Source organism: Streptococcus sp. 23.2 (genome assembly GCF_016648665.1).
Lineage (GTDB): Bacteria > Bacillota > Bacilli > Lactobacillales > Streptococcaceae > Streptococcus > Streptococcus salivarius_E.
This window is the reverse complement of record NZ_JACLQJ010000018.1, coordinates 30155-48054: the sequence shown is the minus strand read 5'-3', so window position 1 is coordinate 48054 and position 17900 is coordinate 30155. Positions and strand designations below refer to the sequence as shown.

At 42.1% G+C, this 17900-nt stretch carries 9 protein-coding genes; all 9 read left to right on the top strand.

Translation table 11 applies throughout. The features are described from left to right. The first annotated feature begins 206 nt into the window (after nt 1–206). Nucleotides 207–10691 carry a GEVED domain-containing protein gene (locus tag H7T98_RS09205; RefSeq protein WP_201061715.1) on the top strand — a complete coding sequence of 3495 codons (10485 nt, stop codon included), beginning with the start codon at nt 207–209 and terminating at the stop codon, nt 10689–10691. A gap of 185 nt (nt 10692–10876) precedes the next feature. Then, nucleotides 10877–11098 (top strand): DUF4649 family protein, encoded by a 222-nt coding sequence (locus H7T98_RS09200; protein WP_002890796.1) that lies wholly within the window; start codon nt 10877–10879, stop codon nt 11096–11098. A 135-nt stretch (nt 11099–11233) separates the two neighbouring features. Further along, nucleotides 11234–12235: a tryptophan ABC transporter substrate-binding protein gene (gene trpX / locus H7T98_RS09195; protein ID WP_014634336.1), complete on the top strand. Its 1002-nt coding sequence runs from the start codon at nt 11234–11236 to the stop codon at nt 12233–12235. Between the two features lie 9 nt (nt 12236–12244). Then, nucleotides 12245–13114 (top strand): ABC transporter permease, encoded by an 870-nt coding sequence (locus H7T98_RS09190; RefSeq protein ID WP_002883493.1) that lies wholly within the window; start codon nt 12245–12247, stop codon nt 13112–13114. Beyond that, on the top strand, nt 13111–13869 hold the full coding sequence (locus H7T98_RS09185) for an ABC transporter ATP-binding protein (RefSeq protein WP_021144291.1): 759 nt from the start codon (nt 13111–13113) through the stop codon (nt 13867–13869). Before H7T98_RS09190 ends, H7T98_RS09185 begins: the two co-directional genes overlap by 4 nt. A gap of 179 nt (nt 13870–14048) precedes the next feature. After that, nucleotides 14049–15710 (top strand): ribonuclease J, encoded by a 1662-nt coding sequence (locus H7T98_RS09180; protein WP_155164676.1) that lies wholly within the window; start codon nt 14049–14051, stop codon nt 15708–15710. A 134-nt stretch (nt 15711–15844) separates the two neighbouring features. Further along, on the top strand, nt 15845–16627 hold the full coding sequence (locus tag H7T98_RS09175; protein WP_021146944.1) for an alpha/beta hydrolase: 783 nt from the start codon (nt 15845–15847) through the stop codon (nt 16625–16627). Nucleotides 16628–16746: 119 nt separating this feature from the next. Further along, nucleotides 16747–17466 carry a matrixin family metalloprotease gene (locus H7T98_RS09170; protein WP_014633224.1) on the top strand — a complete coding sequence of 240 codons (720 nt, stop codon included), beginning with the start codon at nt 16747–16749 and terminating at the stop codon, nt 17464–17466. A 12-nt stretch (nt 17467–17478) separates the two neighbouring features. Beyond that, complete coding sequence (locus tag H7T98_RS09165; protein WP_021144289.1) at nt 17479–17850, top strand: hypothetical protein; 372 nt, start codon at nt 17479–17481, stop codon at nt 17848–17850. Nucleotides 17851–17900: the final 50 nt, after the last annotated feature.

Here is a 17900-nt window from a genome sequence, read left to right as displayed (position 1 = left end):
TTTATAAAAATAGTGATATCTATAATCATTCTATTGTTTACATGATTATTTTTAAGTGAACCTTATAAAAAAATTGAAAATAAGAGCATTTCTTTTCACAAATATTAGGAATTTTGTTAGAATATTTAACGATTAGTATTTTTAAATACTTTTAATCTCATTGAGGGGTGAGATACTTAATAGTATAAGTGTGGAGGATTACCAAAGTGGGTAAAGATTTATTTAATGATCGTATAAGTCGATTTTCGATTCGTAAGCTGAATGTAGGGGTTTGCTCCGTTCTTCTTGGGACTCTGGTTATGGTTGGTACTGCTAGTCAAGTATCTGCCGATGAAACAGCTAACCAAGTCCAAGCAGGAGATGTAGCTAGCACTACTGCTACAGTGAGTGATGAGACATCTTCTCAGAATGCTGTTGCTGCTCAAGCTTCGACGGAAGTCGCAAATTTCTTATCAATTTCTGAGACTAATAGTCAGTCTCAAACAGTTTCAAATGCTAGCGCAGCTACTTCTGAAACGTCTACAACACAAGCTTCTAGTGAGACTACATCTCAAGCAGCTACATCAACGTCAGCAACTACTGCAGCATCTACCACTAGTGTTGCTGGCTCTACAAGTGTAGGCAATACTACGGGAGTTTCAACGACAGCCTCTGTTACACCAGCATCATCTGAGACAACTGCTTCAGAAACAGCATCTGAAGCACAAGGTGTGGACGTTCAAGCAGAAGCTTCTACAACGAATGCTCTTTCAAGTGGTGCCGAAGCGTCTGCTCTAGAGCAACCTGTTGTAACAGCAGAAACTTCTGGTCGCCGTCGTACACGTCGTGCAATCGGTGACCCTAATGACGAAAGCTTGATTGGTGATGATGTAGAAGATGCAACCTCAACTCCAAAAGTTGAAAAACCAACAGAATTTTCTAAAATTAATGCAAAAGAACTAGTTAAACAAATTAACTGGTTAGATTTTGGAGATACAACTGCTTGGACCAATACTACAACATCTAAAGACGGTAGAACAGCTCTTCAAGTAGGATCAACTTACACTAAAGAAATTATGCCTGGATATATAGTTAACATTAAGGTTAAGAGTCTTAAACCATTCCAAGCAACTGAAATTTATAAAAATCGTATGGAAGCACAAGGTGCTACAGAAGCTGAAAAAGCTACATATGATCCAAATGCAAAAAATGGATACATTGGAACTATTGGAGATCCTACAACTAGAGCAGCTTTCGCAAACAGAGAAGAAGCATTAGTAGTAGCAGACGCTCAAAATCGTTGGACTGAAATTCGTCAAGAAGGAATTGATACTGGTTCAAAACGAACAACAATTTCATCAGAGTATAATGGTGCGAATATCGGTGTTCAATTTGAGATTTCTGCAACATTCCGTGGTAAATCAGTAAAACCTGCAGTAGTAGCTGCTGATGGTGAGTCAGCTAACCCTGGTGAATTAGTGTTATTCACTACAAATGGTGCTGGTTGGAAACATATCGGAGAATGGAAAAAAGCTTCTAATACTGAAACGTATGTAGTTCAAGACACACACAATTATTTTGATCCCGCAAATAACTATAGTAGATCAAAATTTGTTGATGTAAATGGTGCTAGAATATCAGGACTAAACTTGGAATTACTTCGTAATGCTAATGAGGTTGGCCCAGATAAAAAACCAGTAGCGTGGAAATACTTTGGTAGTCCAGACCAAGTTACGGGTGGATTAGGAACTGGAGTTTTCGGACCGAACGTGTCTGCTAGCCGTTTTTCAGTACCTCTAGTTATGACTCAAGGAGCTTCAGAAGTGGGACTTTATATCGCATCATCAGGTAAACAATCTGCTATGCTTGGATTCTTCCCTCTTGATGAAGGAGACGCTCCAGAAAGTTATGGAAAAGCACAACACTCAATTGGAACGGTAGACGGTGTAACAGGTACAAAACTTGCTCAACCATACTTAGGAACTGTAAGTCCTGATATGGATGAAAATAACGCAAATGACTGGACAGGTGATGATAACACTATTTCTGCTGATGAAGGTGTTGATCAAATCGTACCTGATAACTTAAAAGGTCAAACTAATGATATGATTAAATTAGACCGTACTCGTCCAGGAACGTATACTTTAGATGTTGAAGCACATACTGATGGTGCTGCTAAAGCGTATGTTTACGGTTGGATCGACTTTAACCAAAATGGAACATTCGATGAGGATGAACGTTCTGACTTGGCAACTGTTACAAAAGATGGAACAGTTAGACTTGAATTCAGAAATGCAAAAACAATGATTGATCCAAGTGTTACTGAATTAGGTACACGTGTTCGTATTGCTAGTAATCAATCAGATATTGAAAACCCAACAGGTTTAGCTTTATCTGGAGAAGTAGAAGACTTTAAAACTCAAATTACTTTCCCTCCAAAAGGTGAACGTAAAGAAACAATCGATGTTCAAGGAGCGACACAAACAGCAACAGTTGCTTTCACGGCTCAAGGACTATCCAAGTACAGTCGTGATAAAAATGCAGAAATCGATCAAACTGTAGCTCCAGTTATTATTGATAATAGAACGAAACAAGTAGTAAATCCAAAAGCTGATGGATATTATGTAATACCAGGAGAAGGTAAATATAAAATTACTCCAAACGGTAATAACGTAGATATTGAATTTACTCCAGAAGATAACTTTGTAGGAACTGCGAGCGGTATAAGTATCCGTCGTACAGATGATAATGGTTATACAACTGATTGGGTTTCTAAAGATAAAACATTATTACCATCAATTAATGAAGTGATGGATAATATGGATGGTCTTTACATTCCAACAGTAACACCTAAAAATATCGAAGGGGAAGACAAGAAATCTACGGATGTTCAAGGAGCTAGTCAAACTGGTACGCCAGAATTCGCTCTTGAAGGAACAAATAGTAATGGTGAGAAAGTTAAAATCACACCTGATTTTGATTATCCGGCTAAGTTTGTCGATCCAGCGACTGGAAATGTCATCAATGATCCTGTTTTGACTGTAGAAGGAGAAGGAATTTACTATCTAGACGAGTTGACTGGCAAGGTTACTTTTGTACCAGAACCAGGATTTACTGGAACTGCCAAGGGGGTAACAGTTTCTCTTACGGCTCCAGTTGGTCGTGACAAAGATGGTAGAGTGCCAGATAATGCTCTTAAGACTGCAACTGCTAAGTACACACCAACTGCCACACCAATCACAGTGACTCCTACAGACAAGGTTTCTGAGGATGTTCAAAATGTTCCTCAAACCCAAACACCAACCTTTGATTTGAGTAATGATAAGACTGCTGAAATCACAAGCAAGAAATTGGTGGATCCCGCAACTGGTCAACCAACTGATGAAACAACAGTGACAGTAGCAGGTGAAGGTAGCTATACTATCGACCCAACGACTGGAGCAGTAACATTTACGCCAGAAAAAGACTTTGTTGGTACTGCAAAAGGAGTAACTGTTCAGGCAACTGCTACGATTACAAATGCTAATGGTAAGACTGCAACCATTACTTCAGATGCGACCTACACACCAACTGTTGTGCCAGCAGTTCCAACTGCAAACCCTGCAACTTCTAAAGATGTTCAAGGTGCAACACAAACAGGGACACCAACCTTCGCAGGAACAACTGTTCAAGTGAATGGTGAAGATAAAGCTATTACGATCAAAGATAATAGCTACACGCTTTTGGATAATGATGGTAACGAGGTAACAAGTACACCAGCTTATGCTGCTGATGGTACAACTGAAATCGGTACTTACTCTATCGATTCAGCTACTGGTCAAGTCACTTTCACACCGACTGATAAATCATACACAGGTGTAGTAACACCGGCCAAGGTTCAAGCTGAAAGCTCAAACGGTATCAAGGTGGACACAACTTACACGCCTGAAATCGTACCGGTAACACCGACAGCAACTCCAGCTGAAACAAAAGATATCCAAGGTGCTACTCAAACTGGTAAACCTGAATTCAAGGGTGGAACAGTAACCGTTGATGGTGTTGAGAAAACAGTAGCTATCAATGAAGATGTTCCAGCGACATTTGACGATGGTTCAACGACTAAGACAGTTGACGGAGTTGGTACTTACACAGTAGCAGCTGACGGTACGGTGACGTTTGTTCCTGAGAAATCATTTGTCGGAACTGCACCGGCTGTAACGGTTGTTCGTGAAGACAAGAACGGAACCAAAGCCTCTGCGACTTACACCCCAACAGTAACACCAGTTACACCAACAGCAGAAGATACAACATCAACAGGTAAACAAGGTCAAACCCAAACAGGTAAGCCTGAATTTACTGAAGGTGATAGTCGTGTACCAATGAACGATGACGTTCCAGCAACCTTCGACGATGGTTCAACTACCAAGACAGTTGATGGAGTTGGTACTTACACAGTAGCAGCCGACGGAACTGTAACTTTTGTTCCTGAGAAATCATTCACAGGTAAAGCGCCGGCCGTAACGGTTGTTCGTGAAGATAAGAACGGAACTAAGGCTTCTGCGACTTACACACCAACTGTGACACCAGTAACTCCAACAGCAACACCAGCTGAATCTACGGGACCTCAAGGTTTGGTTCAAACTGGAACAGTAACCTTCACAGAAGGTGATGAAGTAGCGCCAATTAACAAGGATTCAATTACCCTTCTTGATGAAAATGGTCAGCCAGCAGCATCAGTAGAAGCGAAATCACCAGCAGGTGACGTGATCGGTACCTTCACTGTTGATAAAGAAACAGGTGTTGTGACCTTCACACCAACAGATAAATCTTATTCAGGTGATGTTGTCCCAGTTAAGGTTCAAGCAGCTGATACAAATGGTACAACAGTAGAAACAACTTACACACCTAAGATTACTCCAGTCGTTCCAACTTCTGAAGATGCAACATCGACAGATATCCAAGGTGCCACTCAAACAGGTAAACCAACCTTTACTGAAGGCGATCCAAATGTTCCAATCGATGAGGATACTCCAGCGACCTTTGAAGATGGCTCAACCACTAAGACAGTGGATGGCGAAGGAACATACACCGTTTCTCCAGATGGTACAGTAACTTTCGTACCAGAAAAATCATTTACTGGAGTAGGAACAGGCGTAACTGTGAAACGTGTGGATAAGAACGGAACTGAAATCACAGCTAAGTACACCCCAACAGTAACTCCTGTAACACCGACAGCAACACCAGTTGAAACTACAGATATCCAAGGTGCTACACAAACAGGTAAGCCAGTATTTACAGAAGGCGATAGCCGTGTGCCAATGAACGATGATGTTCCAGCAACATTTGACGATGGTTCAACGACTAAGACTGTAGACGGTGTTGGTACTTACACAGTAGCAGCAGACGGAACTGTTACCTTCGTTCCAGAAAAATCATTCGTCGGAACAGCGCCAGCCGTAACGGTTGTTCGTGAAGATAAGAACGGAACCAAAGCCTCTGCAACTTATACACCAACTGTGACTCCAGTCACACCGACTGCAGAAGATACAACATCTACTGACAAACAAGGTCAAACACAAACAGGTACACCAACCTTCACACCAGGTAATCCAAATGTACCAATGGATGATGATACACCTGCAACATTTGAAGATGGCTCAACTACGAAGACGGTTCCAGGTGAAGGAACTTACACAGTTGCTCCAGACGGAACAGTGACATTTGTTCCAGAAAAATCATTCACTGGAGAAGGTACAGGCGTAACGGTTAAACGTGTCGATAAGAATGGTACTCCAGTTACTGCTAAGTACACACCAACTGTGACTCCAGTAACCCCAACAGCAACTCCTGCTGAATCTGAAGCACCTCAAGGTGTGGTTCAAACTGGAACAGTAACCTTCACGGAAGGTGACCCAGTTGCACCAATTGATAAAGATACCATTACTCTTCTTGATGAAAATGGTCAACCAGTAGCATCAGTAGAAGCGAAATCACCAGCAGGTGATGTAATTGGTACCTTCACCGTTGATAAAGAGACAGGTGTGGTTACTTTCACACCAACGGATAAATCTTATTCAGGTGATGTTGTCCCAGTTAAGGTTCAAGCAGCTGATACAAATGGTACAACAGTAGAAACAACTTACACACCGAAGATCACTCCAGTTGTCCCAACTGCTGAACCTGCAACATCTACAGACATCCAAGGTCAAACGCAAACAGGTACACCAAGCTTTACACCTGGTAACTCTGCAATCCCAATGGATGATGATGTACCAGCAACCTTTGAAGATGGCTCAACAACTAAAGTTATTCCAGGAGAAGGTACTTACACTGTAGCTCCTGATGGCACAGTAACCTTTGTCCCAGAAAAATCATTCACAGGAGAAGGTACAGGTGTAACTGTGAAACGTGTGGATAAGAACGGAACTGAAATCACAGCGAAGTACACACCAACAGTAACTCCTGTAACACCGACAGCGACACCAGTTGAAACAACAGGTAAACAAGGTCAAACTCAAACAGGTAAGCCTGAATTTACTGAAGGCGACAGCCGTGTGCCAATGAATGACGATGTTCCAGCTACTTTCGACGATGGTTCAACGACTAAGATAGTTGATGGAGTTGGTACCTACACAGTAGCAGCTGACGGAACAGTAACCTTTGTTCCTGAGAAATCATTCACAGGTAAAGCGCCGGCCGTAACGGTTGTTCGTGAAGATAAGAACGGAACCAAAGCTTCTGCAACTTACACCCCAACAGTAACACCGGTGACTCCAACTGCTACACCAGCAGAATCAACTGGTCCTCAAGGTCTTGTTCAAACTGGAATAGTAACCTTTACTGAAGGTGATGAAGTCGCACCAATTAACAAGGATTCAATTACCCTTCTTGATGAAAATGGTCAGCCAGCATCATCAGTAGATGCGAAATCACCAGCAGGTGACGTGATCGGTACCTTCACTGTTGATAAAGAAACAGGTGTTGTGACCTTCACACCAACAGATAAATCTTATTCAGGTGATGTTGTCCCAGTTAAGGTTCAAGCAGCTGATACAAATGGTACAACAGTAGAAACAACTTACACACCTAAGATTACTCCAGTCGTTCCAACTTCTGAAGATGCAACAACGACAGATATCCAAGGTGCTACACAAACTGGTAAACCTGTATTTACTGAAGGCGATAGCCGTGTGCCAATGAACGATGATGTTCCAGCAACATTTGACGATGGCTCAACGACTAAGACTGTAGACGGTGTTGGTACTTACACAGTAGCAGCAGATGGAACAGTAACCTTCGTACCAGAAAAATCATTCGTCGGTACTGCACCAGCTGTAACAGTGGTTCGTGAAGATAAGAACGGAACAAAAGCTTCTGCAACTTACACCCCAACAGTAACACCAGTTACACCAACTGCAGAAGATACAACATCTACTGACAAACAAGGTCAAACGCAAACAGGTACACCAACCTTCACACCAGGTAATCCAAATGTTCCAATGGATGATGATACACCTGCAACATTTGAAGATGGCTCAACTACGAAGACCGTTCCTGGTGAAGGAACTTACACAGTTGCTCCAGACGGAACCGTAACATTTGTTCCAGAAAAATCATTCACTGGAGAAGGTACAGGCGTAACGGTTAAACGTGTCGATAAGAACGGTACTCCAGTTACTGCTAAGTACACACCAACTGTGACACCAGTAACTCCAACAGCAACTCCAGCTGAATCAGAAGCACCTCAAGGTTTGGTTCAAACTGGAACAGTAACCTTCACTGAAGGTGACCCAGTTGCACCAATTGATAAGGATACCATTACTCTTCTTGATGAAACTGGTCAGCCAGCAGCATCAGTAGAAGCGAAATCACCAGCAGGTGACGTGATTGGTACCTTCACCGTTGATAAAGAAACAGGTGTTGTGACCTTCACCCCAACGGATAAATCTTATTCAGGTGATGTTGTTCCAGTGAAAGTTCAAGCTACGGATACTAATGGTACAACAGTAGAAACAACTTACACACCTAAGATTACTCCAGTCGTTCCAACTTCTGAAGATGCTACATCAACAGATATCCAAGGTCAAACACAATCTGGTACACCAAGCTTTACACCTGGTAACCCTGCAATCCCAATGGATGATGATGTACCAGCAACCTTTGAAGATGGCTCAACTACGAAGACAATTCCAGGAGAAGGAACTTACACAGTCGCTCCGAACGGAACTGTAACCTTCGTACCAGAAAAATCATTTACAGGAGAAGGTACAGGCGTAACGGTTAAGCGTGTTGATAAGAACGGTACTCCAGTTACAGCAAAATATACACCAACAGTAACCCCAGTTACACCAACTGCTGAACCAACAACATCAACAGGTAAACAAGGTCAAACCCAAACAGGTAAGCCTGAATATACTGAAGGTGATAGTCGTGTACCAATGAATGACGATGTTCCAGCAACATTTGAAGATGGTTCAACTACCAAGACTGTTGATGGTGTTGGTACATACACAGTAGCAGCAGACGGAACAGTAACCTTTGTTCCTGAGAAATCATTCACGGGTAAAGCGCCGGCCGTAACGGTTGTTCGTGAAGATAAGAACGGAACTAAGGCTTCTGCGACTTACACACCAACTGTGACTCCAGTAACTCCAACAGCAACTCCTGCTGAATCTGAAGCACCTCAAGGCGTGGTTCAAACTGGAACAGTAACCTTCACTGAAGGTGACCCAGTTGCACCAATTGATAAGGATACCATTACTCTTCTTGATGAAAATGGCCAACCAGCAGCGGCAGTGTTTGCGAAATCACCAGCGGGCGATATTATTGGTACCTTCACAGTTGATAAAGAGACAGGTGTTGTAACCTTCACACCAACAGACAAATCTTATTCAGGTGATGTTGTTCCAGTTAAGGTTCAAGCAGCTGATACAAATGGAACAACTGTAGACACAACTTACACACCTAAGATTACTCCAGTCGTTCCAACTTCTGAAGATGCTACATCAACAGATATCCAAGGTCAAACACAATCTGGTAAACCAACCTTTACTGAAGGTGATCCAAATGTTCCAATTGATGAAGATACTCCAGCGACCTTCGAAGATGGATCAACTACGAAGACAGTAGATGGTGAAGGAACTTACACCGTTGCTCCAGATGGTACAGTAACTTTCGTACCAGAAAAATCATTTACTGGAACTGCTACAGGCGTAACCGTGAAACGTGTTGATAAGAATGGAACTGAAATTACAGCGAAGTACACACCAACAGTAACTCCAGTTACTCCAACAGCGGAACCAGCAACATCAACAGATATTCAAGGTGCAACTCAAACCGGTAAGCCAACCTTCACCGAAGGTGACAGCCGTGTACCAATGAATGACGATGTTCCAGCAACATTTGATGATGGTTCAACGACTAAGACTGTTGATGGTGTTGGTACATACACAGTAGCAGCAGACGGAACCGTAACCTTTGTTCCAGAAAAATCATTCGTAGGAACTGCACCAGCTGTGACAGTTGTCCGTGAAGATATTAACGGAACTAAGGCTTCAGCAACCTACACACCAACAGTAACTCCTGTTACTCCAACTTCAGAGCCAGCAACATCTACAGATATTCAAGGTCAAACACAAACAGGTAAACCAAGCTTCACGCCTGGTAACCCAAGTGTCCCAATGGATGATGATGTACCTGCTACCTTTGAAGACGGCTCAACAACTAAAGTTATTCCAGGTGAAGGAACTTACACAGTTGCTCCAGACGGAACTGTAACCTTCGTCCCAGAAAAAGCATTCACAGGAACAGGTACAGGTGTGACCGTGAAACGTGTTGATAAGAACGGTACAGCCATTACAGCAACCTACACGCCAACCGTAACACCAGTAACACCAACTGCAGAATCAGTTACCTCGATTGGAAATAAAGGCCAAACGCAAACAGGTAAGCCAAGCTTCACTGAAGGCGATAGCCGTGTACCAATGAATAACCAAGTACCAGCTACCTTTGAAGATGGCTCAACAACTAAGACTATTGCAGGTGTAGGAACTTACACAGTAGCTGCAGATGGCACTGTAACATTCACACCAGAAACTGAATTTACAGGAACTGCCCCAGCAGTCACAGTGGTTCGTGAAGATGTGAACGGAACTAAGGCTTCAGCAACCTACACACCAACTGTCCTTCCAATCACTAAGTTTGTTGATAAAGAAGGTAAGGAAATCCCAGGATATCCTACAGTTGATGGTGAACAGCCAAAAGTTGAAATTCCAGGTTACCGCTTCGTAGAAACTAAGAAATTACCTAATGGTGATATCGAACATGTCTACGAGCAAGTAACGACGTCATACGTTGATGAAAATGGTACGCCAATCCCTGGTTATCCAACTGAAGATGGCCAACAACCTAAGAAAGAAATCCCAGGTTATGAATTTGTGAAGACAATTGTAGATGAAAATGGTAATACTCAACACATCTACAAACAAATTGTGACTCCAACACCAGTGCCGGATAAAACTCCGACACCAGAGCCACAGCCAGCTCCACAAACAGAAGAGCCTAAGGCTCCAGTACTTCCAGAAACAAAAGAAGAAGCTCACTTTATCAATCCAAGTGATAAGACAGCTCAACTTCCAGAAACTGGTAGTGAGGATTCAAACCTTGCAATCTTTGGTTTGGCAAGTCTTCTAGCTGGATTTGGACTCTATGGCGCAAAACGACGCAAACGTTAAAATGATGTAACGGTCGGATAGGACCTTAAGAATCCAGATTCCAATTAAAATAGACCTCATGGCATTTGCCATGGGGTCTATTTGTATGGACTAGCCTGCTAGTTTTTTTAAGACGTCATGATTGACTTTACTCTCTAGGAAGCGTAATCTAGAATTTAATTAAAGGATTAAAAGGAGGTCCCTCGATGATTGAAGTAACTTATTTAAATACTGCAAAGCAAGAAAAACACACTTCTTTTGAAGATTACAATGAATTTGTCAGAGCACAGCAAGCTTGTTGGATTGCCTTACCGGATTCAACGCCAGTCACTAAGGTGACGATAAACGGACATGATATTGGCTACAAAGGACAATATGGCGACCTTTACTTTTATATTATGAAGCTAGACTTGGCACAATATCAGTAATAATAGGAAAAAGAATCAGACATTGTGTTCTGATTCTTTTTCTTTGAGAAAGGTAATTTTTATAAATTAAGAATATTGCTAATTGACTGAAAATGACTTACAATAGAAAGGAAGAATTTATAGAAGGAGACACATATGAAAAACAAGCGTTTAATTTGGACTTTGGTTTTCTTAGCTATCTTGACGCTCGGTTCTATTGGTACAGATCTTTTCAAAAAAGAGCACCAAGATGCTAATAAGGTCGTCAAAGTAGGAATCCTCCAGTTCGTGACTCACGATGCCCTGGATCAAATCGAGAAGGGAATTGAGGATGGTCTTAAGGAAGCTGGTTATAAGGGAGACAAGGTTAAAATCACCCTCCTAAATGCCGAAGGAGACCAGTCTAAAATTCAAACCATGTCTAAACAATTGGTCAATGACAAGAATGATGTCGTTATCGGTATTGCAACGCCAGCAGCACAAGGACTAGCGGCAGCTACCAAGGATATTCCAGTAATCATGGGGGCTATCTCAGACCCTGTTGGGGCAAAATTGGTTAAGAATCTCAAACATCCGGAAGGCAATGTCACTGGTACCTCTAACCAAGTGCCGATTAAGCAGACAGTAGAATTGGTCAAATCACTGACACCAAATGCCAAAACGATTGGTATTCTCTATGCTTCAAGTGAGGACAATTCCAAATCACAGGTTGAAAGCTTTAAGAAATACGCTGAAAAAGATGGTCTAAATGTGGTCGAGTACGCCGTCCCATCAACCAATGAAATCAATACAACCATGTCAGTCATGACTGGTAAGGTAGATGCCATCTGGACGCCTCAAGATAATACTATTGCCTCAGCCTTTTCAACAGTAATCTCATCAGCCAACCAGGCTAAGATTCCAGTTTATACGACAGTTGATACGATGGTGAAAGAGGGCGGTTTGGCTTCAGTTGCTCAAAGCCAATATGAACTTGGAAAGGCTACAGCTCGTAGTGCCGTTAAGGTTCTTAAAGGTAAAAAAGTTAAGGATGTCCCTGTAGATGTTATCGATGATGGCACACCAACACTTAACCTTAAAGTTGCTCAAGACCTCAACATCACCATCCCTGACGATGTGCTTAAACAGTCAGATATCGCTGTTAAAGCTGATAAATAAGGAGGACTTATGATTATTTCATCTATTTATCAGGGGCTTCTATACGGAATCCTAGGTCTTGGGATTTACATGACTTTCCGTATCTTGGATTTTCCTGATTTGACAACAGAAGGTTCCTTCCCTCTTGGTGGGGCAGTAGCAGTAACCCTTATGAACTTTGGTTGGAACCCAATTTTAGCAACCTTGGTTGCCGTTTTGGCCGGCTGTGGTGCTGGACTTGTGACTGGTCTCCTCTATACTAAGGGAGAAATTCCTACTATTTTGGCAGGGATTTTGGTCATGACCTCTCTTAACTCAGTCATGCTTATGATTATGGGGAGGGCCAACCTGGGACTTCTAGATATCAAGACTATCCAAGATTTGCTTCCTTTCAGCAAGGACTACAATCTCTTGATTGTTGGTCTCATTGCTGTGACCATTGTTATCACTGCCTTGATTGCCTTTCTTAACACGCGCCTAGGTCAAGCTTATATTGCCACAGGTGATAATAGAGACATGGCCAAATCTTTTGGTATCAATACAGACAATATGGAAGTGATGGGTCTCGTTATCTCAAACGGTATCATTGCCCTTTCAGGAGCCTTGATTAGCCAACAGGACGGTTATGCCGACGTTTCTAAAGGGATTGGGGTTATCGTCATTGGTCTTGCCAGCATCATCATTGGTGAGGTCCTTTATGCGACTAACTTGACTCTGTTGGAACGTTTGATTGCCATCTGTATTGGTTCAATCCTCTATCAGTTCCTTTTGACAGCGGTTATTGCTCTTGGTTTTAACACAAACTACCTCAAACTCTTTAGTGCAATTGTTTTGGCTATTTGTTTGATTTCGCCTGTTCTACGCCGAAAATTCTTTAAGGGGGTGACCTTATCACGATGACAGCTATTGTAGAACTTAAAAATGCGACTGTTAAGGTCAATAACGGTTTTGACACCAAAAAAACCATCCTGGACCATGTCAACCTTACCATTAGAGAAGGTGACTTTATTACCATTCTTGGTGGAAATGGTGCCGGGAAATCAACCCTCTTCAATGTCATTGCAGGGACCCTCATGTTGACCAGTGGTCAGATTTTCATCATGGGTGAGGATGTTACGTCTCTCCCTGCTGAGAAGCGTGCTAAGTACCTCTCACGAGTCTTCCAAGATCCTAAAATGGGGACAGCTCCTCGTATGACTGTTGCAGAAAACCTCTTAATTGCCAAATACCGTGGCGAAAAACGAGGCCTTAAATCACGCCAAATTCATCTCTACACAGAGGAATTTCAAGGTCTGATCGAACGTATCAGTAATGGTTTAGAAAAGCACTTAGATACACCAGCAGGTCTCCTTTCAGGTGGTCAGCGTCAGGCTCTCAGTCTGTTGATGGCGACACTTAAACGTCCTGAGCTCTTGCTCTTAGACGAGCACACTGCAGCCCTGGATCCTAAGACCAGTGTAGCCCTCATGGAGTTGACTGATGAGTTTGTGACGGGCGACCATCTTACAGCCTTGATGATTACCCATCACATGGAAGATGCCCTAAAATATGGCAATCGTTTGATCGTTATGAAGGATGGTCAAATCATTAAAGACCTTACCAAGGAAGAAAAAGGTCAATTGGATATCACAGACTATTACGCTATGTTTGAGTAAGTCTCGTCTGACTCTAAATTGTAAAATAAGCTAAAAAGTTGTATACTTAAAGAGTATGCAACTTTTTGTTGTGGCCTGTAAATCGACAAGGAGACTGTTCGCACGAACGTTCAGCTTCTTGGACCGTCTGTAAAAATAGGCTCTAGAAGAGAGTCAAACTAAAAAGGAGAAAAACAAGCATGAGCGATATTAAAATTATTGCCCTAGGTGGAGTACGTGAAAATGCTAAGAACCTCTATATTGTTGAGATTAACGACTCTATCTTTATCTTGGATGCTGGTCTAAAGTATCCTGAAAATGAACAACTAGGTGTTGACTTTGTCATTCCTAACTTAGATTACTTGATTGAAAATAGAGATCGTATCCAAGGGATTTTCTTGACTCACGGACATGCTGATGCCATTGGTGCCCTACCTTATATCTTGCAAGACGTCAAAGTACCAGTCTTTGGGTCATCACTTACTATTGAGTTGGCTAAGCTTTTTGTAAAAAATGCTGGCGTTAAGAAATTCAATAACTTCCATGTTATTGATGCAGAAACTGAAATTGAATTTGAAGATGCTGAAGTTTCATTCTTCAAAACAACGCACTCTATTCCAGAATCAATGGGGATTGTTCTTGGCACTGACCAAGGTAATATTGTCTATACTGGTGACTTCAAGTTTGACCAAGCTGCCCGTCCTTACTACAAAACTGATTTAGGTCGTTTGGCTGAAATTGGACGTGAAGGTGTTTTGGCCCTCTTGTCAGACTCAGCAAATGCGACAAGTACTGAACAAACAGCTTCGGAAGCAGAAGTTGGTCAAGAAATTGACCAAGTCATTGCCGATGCAGAAGGACGTGTTATTGTTGCTGCAGTTGCCTCAAACTTGGTACGTATTCAACAAGTCTTCGATTCAGCTGCTGATCACGGACGTCGCGTTGTTCTTACTGGTTTTGACGTTGAAAATATTGTTCGCACAGCCATCCGTCTCAAAAAATTGACTGTGGAGCATGAAAAACTTATTGTCAAACCAAAAGACATGAACAAGTTTGAAGACCACGAGTTGATTATCCTCGAAAATGGTCGTATGGGTGAACCAATCGATGGCCTTCAAAAGATGGCTGTTGGTCGTCACCGTTACGTTCAAATCAAGGATGGAGATTTGGTTTATATCGTTACAACTCCAAGCATTGCTAAGGAAGCCGTAGTGGCACGTGTCAACAACGCTATCTATAAAGCTGGTGGAACTGTTAAGATGATTACGCAGAGCCTTCGTGTTTCTGGACATGCCAATGCTCGCGAACTTCAATTGATGATTAACCTCCTTCGTCCACAGTATCTCTTCCCTGTCCAAGGGGAGTACCGTGACCTTCAAGCACATGCAGAGTTAGCCTTGGAAGTTGGTATTCTTCCAGAAAATATTTATATCGTTAAACGCGGTGACATCATGCACTTGTCAGAGGATCAAGGTTTCCTTCATGAAGGAGCTGTCCCAGCTGGTGATGTTATGATTGATGGTAATGCCATTGGTGATGTGGGTAATATCGTCCTTCGTGACCGTAAGGTCTTGTCTGAAGATGGTATCTTTATCGTAGCTATCACTGTTAACAAGAAGGAACGTAAGATTGTCTCTAAAGCGCGTGTGAATACACGTGGGTTCGTTTATGTGAAGAAGAGCCGTGATATTCTCCGTGAGGCTGCTGACATTGTTAATGCTACCGTTGAAAATTACTTGGCAGGAGACAGCTTCGACTGGGGTGAACTTAAAGGTGCTGTCCGAGACGATGTGGCTAAGTTCCTCTTCGACCAAACCAAACGTCGCCCAGCTATCCTTCCAGTTGTCATGGAAGTCCGCTAATAACTGACTAAAACATAAGAGTGTGAGCGTGTCGCTTGCACCATAGACATTGAGGAAAGTTTTAACAAGACTTTGTTCTAAAATCAAAAGCTGGGGGTGTCCCAGCTTTTCTAACATTAAGAAAGGAAAAACAAATGGCTTTTTTTCAAATTGAATACTCATCAGATGTTCTAGGACAATACCGCCAAGTGGATGTCATCTATCCAGATCGTGATCAGATTGCTGAAACGGAAAGTGATACGGACATCCCAGTTCTCTATCTCCTTCATGGCATGGGGGGCAATCATAATTCTTGGGCCTTCCGTACCAATATTCAGCGTCTCCTTCGTAAGACTAATCTCATTGTTATTATGCCTAATTCTGAAAATGGCTGGTATACAAATACCAATTACGGGGTTAAGTATTACGATGCCATTGCTAAGGAGCTTCCTCAAGTCATGCAACGTTTCTTCCCTAGTATGACTAAGAAGCGTGAAAAGACCTTTATCGCTGGACTTTCTATGGGTGGCTATGGTTCTTTCAAACTAGCCTTAACGACAAATAACTTTGCTTGTGCGGGTTCCTTCTCTGGTGCCCTTGGATTATCAGTAGAGATGATTACAGATGAAACGAGTGAGTCTAAGGAATACTGGCAAGGAGTCTTTGGCGATTTGGAAGGAAAAGACATTAAGCAGCATAAACTGGTTAACCTAGCCAAACAACATGATAAGAAAACCAAATTCTTTGCCTGGTGTGGCCTCGAGGATTTCCTTTTTGATTCTCAAGATAAGGCAGTTGCTGATTTGAAGGCCCTTGGTTTAGACATTGACTACAGCACAGACCATGGAAGACATGAGTGGTATTACTGGGAAAAACAACTAGAAGCCTACTTAGAATGGTTACCTATTGATTACGTTAAAGAAGAACGCTTGTCTTAATAGGTCAAGTTTGTAACATCTTATCAAAGAGATGATAAAAGCTTAAAGTGATATTTTTTGCTTGTCAGAACTATTAGAGCTTGATATACTAGGGGAAGTTTCGAAAAGGAGGCTCAATAATGAAAAAATTATTCAGAGTAATCTTCTATATTCCCAAACTTCTTTTACAATTTATTTGGAATCTTATTTGGGCTATATTTAAACTTGCCCTAGTCCTAGCCCTTATTGGTTATGGACTCGTCTACTATGCCAATAACTCTTCAAGTACCTTAGCCACAAACATTAACCAAGCCTTTCATCAAGTAGAGCTAGGTTTTAGTGGAACCAGTACTAGTGACGTTGAGAAAGTTGTCTCTAACCTATCAACGACAGATACCATTCCAGAGTCTAATGGAGCTAGATGGGCACAAAATACAGCTAGCATCTATATTCAGTCTACCGATGAAACCTTGGTAGCTGCTTATAAGGAGGCTATCACCAACTGGAATAACACGGGTGCTTTCATCTTTACTTTAACTGATGATGCCTCAACAGCTGACATTGTTGCGACTGACTATTCCGATGTGAATTCACAGGCAGCAGGTTTAGCAGACACTCAAACCAATGTTTTGACCAATCGCATCACTCATGTAGATGTGAAGTTGAACCGTTATTTCCTCTTGAATAGTGATTTTGGTTATACTCACAAGCGTATTGTGAATACGGCTGAACACGAATTGGGACATGCCATTGGCTTAGACCATGATGACTCTAAGACATCCGTTATGCAATCAGCAGGATCTTATTACGGGATTCAACAGGTGGATATTGATACGGTCCATGCTCTTTATGCTAATTAAGGAGGGGCTGTCATGCGCTATTTGAAACGCCTTGCTAGACGTTACCCCATGCAAACCTTCCTTTTTCTTTTCAATGCTGGGGTCTTTACTTGGTTGCAAACAACAGGAACCATGATTGCCAATCGTTTGGGCCTATCAGGTGAAGGTATTTGGATTTATATTCCCAATTGGGTAAAAATGCTGACCAGCCATTCTATTGAGAGTATTCAAACCCTATACGGGGCCTCTGGTTGGAGTTGGCTAATCACCTCTATGCTTCTTACTTGGCTCTTGACTTTTCTGAGAGGTCTCATGAGAGCAGTGATTCTCATTCTGATAGTTGGTCTTGGCTTATGGCTAGTTTATCGACACTTTGAACTCTTACAAAATCTAAAACTGTCCTGATGGGCAGTTTTTTTGAGTTGTTAGGTCATTTATTTTCTGAAGAAATATGA

Excerpts from the sequence above, each read along its gene's own strand:
- H7T98_RS09200 (WP_002890796.1), top strand. The coding sequence starts at position 10,877 with ATGATTGAAGTAACTTATTTAAATACTGCAAAGCAAGAAAAACACACT.
- trpX (WP_014634336.1), top strand. The coding sequence starts at position 11,234 with ATGAAAAACAAGCGTTTAATTTGGACTTTGGTTTTCTTAGCTATCTTG.
- H7T98_RS09190 (WP_002883493.1), top strand. The coding sequence starts at position 12,245 with ATGATTATTTCATCTATTTATCAGGGGCTTCTATACGGAATCCTAGGT.
- H7T98_RS09185 (WP_021144291.1), top strand. The coding sequence starts at position 13,111 with ATGACAGCTATTGTAGAACTTAAAAATGCGACTGTTAAGGTCAATAAC.
- H7T98_RS09180 (WP_155164676.1), top strand. The coding sequence starts at position 14,049 with ATGAGCGATATTAAAATTATTGCCCTAGGTGGAGTACGTGAAAATGCT.
- H7T98_RS09175 (WP_021146944.1), top strand. The coding sequence starts at position 15,845 with ATGGCTTTTTTTCAAATTGAATACTCATCAGATGTTCTAGGACAATAC.
- H7T98_RS09170 (WP_014633224.1), top strand. The coding sequence starts at position 16,747 with ATGAAAAAATTATTCAGAGTAATCTTCTATATTCCCAAACTTCTTTTA.
- H7T98_RS09165 (WP_021144289.1), top strand. The coding sequence starts at position 17,479 with ATGCGCTATTTGAAACGCCTTGCTAGACGTTACCCCATGCAAACCTTC.